Origin of the sequence: Anaerobiospirillum sp. NML120511 (assembly GCF_023050955.1) — a bacterium.
Lineage (GTDB): Bacteria > Pseudomonadota > Gammaproteobacteria > Enterobacterales > Succinivibrionaceae > Anaerobiospirillum.
The window spans coordinates 38,135-44,134 of record NZ_JALKIK010000039.1; the positions used below are offsets into that span (position 1 = coordinate 38,135).

A 6,000-nucleotide genomic window follows, 5' to 3' on the forward strand; every position below is an offset into this window, starting at 1 on the left:
TCTCCTGGGGCCGTCCGTGTCCGACGGCCCTGGAAGGAGATTAAAGACATCACAGGCTGTACTGCTCACGATTAAGACAGTCAACTGCGATGAGGACATCACAGATAACAGAATCCGGTCAGCCACAGGCTGTCGGGACATACCTGGGCCCTGTGTTAATCCGGCTCAGGAGGTTTGTAATCAGACCATGACACCCCGGAGTACTGCATAAGAGCAGTTGCTGTTCTGGGGCGTATCTGCGCAAAGCGCATCGGGCAGCAATGTTTATCTGCCTGAAAACCAGATTGAACTTTTAGCCGAAATGATCAGAACAAAATCCTCCCGCTGGGACATTGAAGAGGCAGCACGCTATTTCTTCCTGTGCTTTGGCCTTATCAACATTGCTCTCGTAATCCTCATCAGTATTTACCTTATCATTGCCGGTCTTCCTGCCATTGCTGAAGTAGGCCTGTACGATTTCCTTTTTGGCGATACCTGGGCTTCTACAGCCGCTGAACCAAAGTTCGGTATTCTGCCATTCATCCTTACCTCTTTTTACGGCACCGGTGGTGCTATCGTCCTGGGTCTTCCTCTGGGCTTTTTCTGCGCCGTATACCTTGCCAAGATTGCCCCACGCTCCATTGCCAGTTCTGTAGAACCTTTAATCGATCTGCTGGCCGGTATCCCATCCGTAGTTTACGGTTTTATCGGTATGCTGGTCCTGGTTCCATTCGTTCAGCGCGTGTTCAACCTGCCTGACGGTGCCAGCCTCCTGGCAGCTATCCTGGTGCTGACCATCATGATTCTGCCATCCATCATCAAGGTCTCCATCACTGCCTTACGTGCAGTTCCTGAAGAGTACGAGCTTGGTTCTCTGGCCCTTGGTGCCAACAAGATTGAAACCGTTTTCCGTGTCAGCGTAGTAGCTGCCAAGAGCGGCATCGCCTCAGCAGTTGTTCTGGGCGTAGGTCGTGCCATTGGTGAGGCTATGGCCGTTATGATGGTTGCCGGTAACGTTCCTAACATGCCATCGATTTTCGAGTCCGTACGCTTCCTGACCACTGCCGTGGCATCAGAAATGTCCTATGCTTCAGGTCTGCAGCGTGACGCTCTGTTCTCTATTGCTCTGGTACTGTTCATCTTCATCATGATGATCAATGCCACCCTTAACATGATTCTCAAGAAAGGCCAGAAGTAAGAGCCCGAGAGTCTGTAACGGCCGGGCAGGGACAACATACCAGCTGCCCGATACCAGATTTACTGTCTCCCTGTCACAGACAGGCCAGCAAAAAGCATTAATTCCGGCCCGGTAACAAGATCAGATACAAACGAAAAACTCCCGTAAGGGGCTCAGCGCCGGAAGTCTGAACACCTGTGATTCAGGGGAACACATACTGTGAATAATAAAATGTCTGACACTACTGTTTCCATGTCCGCCTCTTCAGGCAGTAAGAGCTCAGCTAAGAGCCAGTTCCAGACCGGAGCCGTGTTTGCTCCATCCCGTAATGCCTTCCAGCGCAAGATGTACGCTTCTTTGATGAAAGGAATGATGTACCTTTGCACCGGCCTTACCGTATCGCTGGTTTTCTTCCTGATTGGCTACATTCTCATCGAGTCAATTCCACATTTTTCCTGGCAGATCATCTCCACCAAGCCAAGCTATCTGACCCGTTCCATTGGTGTGCTGCCTGATATTCTCAACACCGTTTACATTATTGTCGCCGCCCTGGTACTGGTACTGCCTTTAGGTGTAGGAGCTGCTATCTACTTAAATGAGTATGCCACCTCACGCCGTCTCGTAAATGTCATCGAATATGCCATTGAGACCCTGGCAGGTATTCCATCCATTATCTATGGTCTGGTAGGTATGCTTATTTTCTGTCAGTTCTTCGGTCTGCAGACCTCTCTGCTTGCTGGTGCTCTGACCCTGGTAATCATGACTCTGCCAACCATCATCCGTACCACTCAGGAGAGCCTCAAGACTGTTCCATCAGGTTACCGTGAAGGTGCTTTTGGTCTGGGTGCTGCCAAGTTCCGTGTTATCAAGACTGTTGTTCTGCCTTGCTGCGTAGACGGTATCGTAACCGGCTGTATTCTGGCTGTAGGCCGTATGATGGGTGAGTCCGCTGCTCTGCTGTTCACCGCCGGCTTTGCCCACACCTTAAACGGCTTTATCGATGGTCTGGCCAACTCCGGTTCCACCCTGACTGTAGCTCTGTATGTTTACGCCAAGGAGCAGGGTGAGTTCGAGGTTGCTTTCGTAATCGCCGCTATCCTGCTGATTATGAGCTTCATCATCAACCTCATGGCATCCACCATGGGAGCACGTCTCAAGCGCCGCGCTGGCAAGGCCCGCGTCTAGGACACCATGATGCAGCCCACAGCTGCAACAGGCGCCTGCACAGCCTGGCGCCTTGCAAGATGCCTTAACTGAATACATCTTAACAATACTCAGACATAAGAGAGAGGGTATGGTGCCGCCCTGAGGGCACTGATTGAACTGTTTCCTTAACGCAAAGAATTACATGGCCTCAGGCCACAGCTGCTCAGGCATTTCATGCCGCTGCCACTAAAGAACAGAGAATCACTGGCAGTAAAGGACCAGCAGTGACAGTGACTGTAATACTGTTACTGGTCTTCCCCAGCCGGTTAAGACCGGCTATGTGAACATGGTATGAGCCGGCCTGGCAAAGAGCTTACGGCAGCTGATAAAAGCCCATGAGGCAGGAATACAAAAATGAGCGAGATCAATACTGTATCTGACAACCTGGTTTTCAACGTCAGCAACTTCAACCTCTGGTATGGCAATGGCGATCACCACGCCCTCAAGGACATCAACATGCAGATTAAGTCCAATGCCATTACCGCATTCATTGGCCCATCCGGCTGCGGCAAGTCCACCTTCATCAAGACTCTTAACCGCATGAATGACCTGGTTGAAGGTGTTACCACTACTGGTTCCATTGAGTATCAGGGTCAGGAAATTCTCGACAAGTCCATCGATGTATCTGCTCTGCGCAAGGAAGTAGGCATGGTATTCCAGAAGCCAAATCCTTTCCCAATGAGCATTTACGACAATATTGCCTATGGTCCACGTACTCACGGTGTCAAAAACCGCAGTGAGCTTGACGAGATTGTTGAGACCAGCTTAAGACAGGCCGCCATTTTCGATGAGGTCAAGGATCGTCTCAAGACCTCTGCTCTTGGTCTTTCCGGTGGTCAGCAGCAGCGTCTGTGCATTGCCCGCGCTCTGGCCGTACAGCCAAAGGTACTTCTGATGGACGAGCCAACCTCCGCTCTGGATCCTATTTCCACTTCCAAGATTGAGGACCTGGCTGTTGAGCTCAAGGACAAGTACACCATCATCATGGTTACCCACAACATGCAGCAGGCTGTTCGTATCTCCGATGACACTGCTTTCTTCCTGCTGGGCGATCTGGTTGAGTTCAACAATACTGATGAGCTCTTCTCCAAGCCTCAGGACAAGCGTACCGAAGAGTACATCACTGGCCGTTTCGGTTAACAGACCTGCCCGTCATCATATTCCTGCGGCTGTGGTGGCACCACAGGACTGCTACAGCCCAGGCTTTTACGCCGCTTTGCTGCCAGACAGGCACATAGCAGCGTGAAAACAGTGCTATGAACATCAATGCCGACGACTGTGCCTGAATCATCAGGCATTGTGCCGGTCACAAGGTAGATACATGCACTGTCCAACAATGGCTGCAGGCTCTGCTTTATGGGATAGAGGGCAGAGGCGGCCATCGAGGACATGATGACGGATCAGGCTTACTGACATTTGCAAAACCAACGAACTGCGGCCGCGCGCACACCATGCACCGCGCGATCAGCGTTCACCGTACGCAAAGTGCGACGCATGCGGCACTGCGTGCCCCATGCACCACACCGACAAGTGCGCCTTAACGCTCGGTATGCCTGACAGAACAGCAACCTGGACAGGCAGAGGCAAAGCATTGCCCCCCACGCATTTATGAGCTTTACGGCGTTGCGTTTACAGCATATGTCAGCAAACTTTATCAGGCCTGTTTTACCTGCAGAACAAGTATAGGGATAATTCCATGCGTGAACTTTACAACCACCAGCTGCGCAACCTGTGTGACGAAATTGAGTCCATGGGTAAACTGTGCGACAACGCTCTGAACGATGCCATCAAGGCTCTGCAGCAGGGCGATCAGGAACTGGCCCGCAGCATTTATCAGTCCGATTTCGTGATCGATCAGAAAGAGCGTGAGATTGAAAACCTCTGTCTGAGCATCATCCTTCATCAGCAGCCTATTGCCTCTGATCTGCGTCTGGTCAGTGCCTCTTTAAAGCTCATTACTGATCTGGAGCGTATTGGCGATCAGGCCAGTGACATTGCTGAAATTGTCATGAACCTCGACTACACTGAAAAAAGCAACTTCAAGCTTATCGAGGACATGGCCGTAGCCGCACGTGCCATGGTTAATGACGCTATCAAAGCTTTTGTAACTCAGGATCTGGCACTTGCAAATCAGGTTATCGAGCGCGATGACATAGTTGATGATTACCTTGTAAAGGCCCGTGATCAGATGGTTTCGCTGATCACTGAGCAGGGGCACTCACCAGTGACCATTGTGGACCTTATCATGATGGCCAAGTACCTGGAGCGTATTGGCGATCATGCTACCAATGTAGCCAACTGGGTTATTTTCCAGCAGACAGGCGAGCATCCGGACAAGAATACCGGTGCTCTGGGAAGCCTGATGCAGGCCTGATTGTATTCAGGCCGGGCGCTGATACATGCCCCGTACATATGCCATAACGCGCATATACAGGCATGACATGCCGCAACATGCCACGACGTGCCTCAAAATGCCGCAGCATGCCCCAACATGCCCGACATACCAGATATGCCAGACATGCCACGACGAGCAGCTACAGGCCACGACGTGCCGCAATATGCCCGACATGCCAGACATGCCATGTCATGGTCAGATCGTCTGCGCCGGCTGCTCCGACTGTTAATCGGGCTCAGCTGGCCATGAGGAGGCCAGAAAAAGAACTGCTATGCCACAGTCTGTAATAAGGCTAAAGCCCGCAGTTGTGTCCCGGTATGAAAATTACCGGGACAGGATTAAAAGTATCTGCAGAATATTGTTTATCCCGCATTCATGGGATGTGTAATACACACATATTAAAGGCCATTGAAGGCCATGCCGGTTCAACCGTCCGGCAAGATTGCTATAAGTCAGGAACACAGTCCTGATTTCTTTGCCTGAAACAGTGCATCACAGCAAAAAGTTCCATTTATTAAGGAAGTTCAATCGGTGCGGGGGCCACAAACAGTGTGCCCCCATTTTTATGCCCGCAACCTCCCAGCGATAAATCCCCTCCACCACTCCCTGCAACCTCCCAGCAACAAATCCCCGCCACCACTTCCCGCAGCGCACATCACCAGTGTCCAGAAGCCACCCGCAACCTGACTTATTCTTTCATGCCGCCCGCATTTCACGCAGCTATAGCAGCACTCCCTATACCGATACAGCAAACACATGAATATCCTGTCGAGCTACAACATGGTAAGCGACGCAAAATACACTATAAAACATAATACAGGCTATATCGATTTAAATGGATTTATACGCGAAATAAAAAGGCGGGTGTTAGCCCGCCTCGATGATAAAAGAGAAAGAAATCTGTAATAATTAACCGCCTAACAGGCTCAGGGCGATAGTTGGACGCTGGTTAGCCTGGGCCAGTACAGTCTGAGAAGCCTGCTGAATAATATTGTTCTGAGTCAGAGCTGCAGTCTCAGAGGCGAAGTCTGTGTCACGAATTCTGCTGCGTGCATCAGACTGATTTTCAGAGATATTTGCCTGATTGCGAATAGTGCTTTCCATTCTATTTTGTAACATAGCCACACATCAAAAAAAGCAAAATTTGCTTAATTAAAGCCTCAAAAGTAGTATCTAGTTTTGAGGTTTTTTAAACTGAAAATGATGTATCTATGGAGTGATAAAAAATAGCGAAAAATCGCTA

The 6,000-nt window shown here is 50.4% G+C and carries 4 protein-coding genes and 1 pseudogene; 4 read left to right on the forward strand and 1 reads right to left on the reverse strand.

The window, feature by feature from the left end; translation table 11 throughout:
- Window positions 1-301 precede the first annotated feature (301 nt).
- The 4 genes from pstC to phoU all read left to right on the forward strand — a co-directional run bounded on the left by pstC (window position 302) and on the right by phoU (window position 4,736).
- The gene (gene pstC, locus MXE39_RS10115; protein WP_247074044.1) at window positions 302-1,177 is read left to right on the forward strand and encodes a phosphate ABC transporter permease subunit PstC; all 876 of its coding nucleotides are present in this window, start codon (window positions 302-304) and stop codon (window positions 1,175-1,177) included.
- A 210-nt stretch (window positions 1,178-1,387) separates the two neighbouring features.
- Complete coding sequence (gene pstA, locus MXE39_RS10120; protein WP_246977230.1) at window positions 1,388-2,341, forward strand: phosphate ABC transporter permease PstA; 954 nt, start codon at window positions 1,388-1,390, stop codon at window positions 2,339-2,341.
- A gap of 375 nt (window positions 2,342-2,716) precedes the next feature.
- Window positions 2,717-3,502, forward strand: a complete 786-nt coding sequence (pstB, locus tag MXE39_RS10125) for a phosphate ABC transporter ATP-binding protein PstB (RefSeq protein WP_246977231.1) — start codon at window positions 2,717-2,719, stop codon at window positions 3,500-3,502.
- Window positions 3,503-4,058: 556 nt separating this feature from the next.
- Window positions 4,059-4,736 carry a phosphate signaling complex protein PhoU gene (gene phoU, locus MXE39_RS10130; RefSeq protein ID WP_246977232.1) on the forward strand — a complete coding sequence of 226 codons (678 nt, stop codon included), beginning with the start codon at window positions 4,059-4,061 and terminating at the stop codon, window positions 4,734-4,736.
- 930 nt (window positions 4,737-5,666) lie between these two features.
- Here phoU and MXE39_RS10135 read toward each other — a convergent pair.
- Window positions 5,667-5,873 (reverse strand): annotated as a pseudogene (locus MXE39_RS10135) (flagellin); the annotation flags it as partial.
- Window positions 5,874-6,000: the final 127 nt, after the last annotated feature.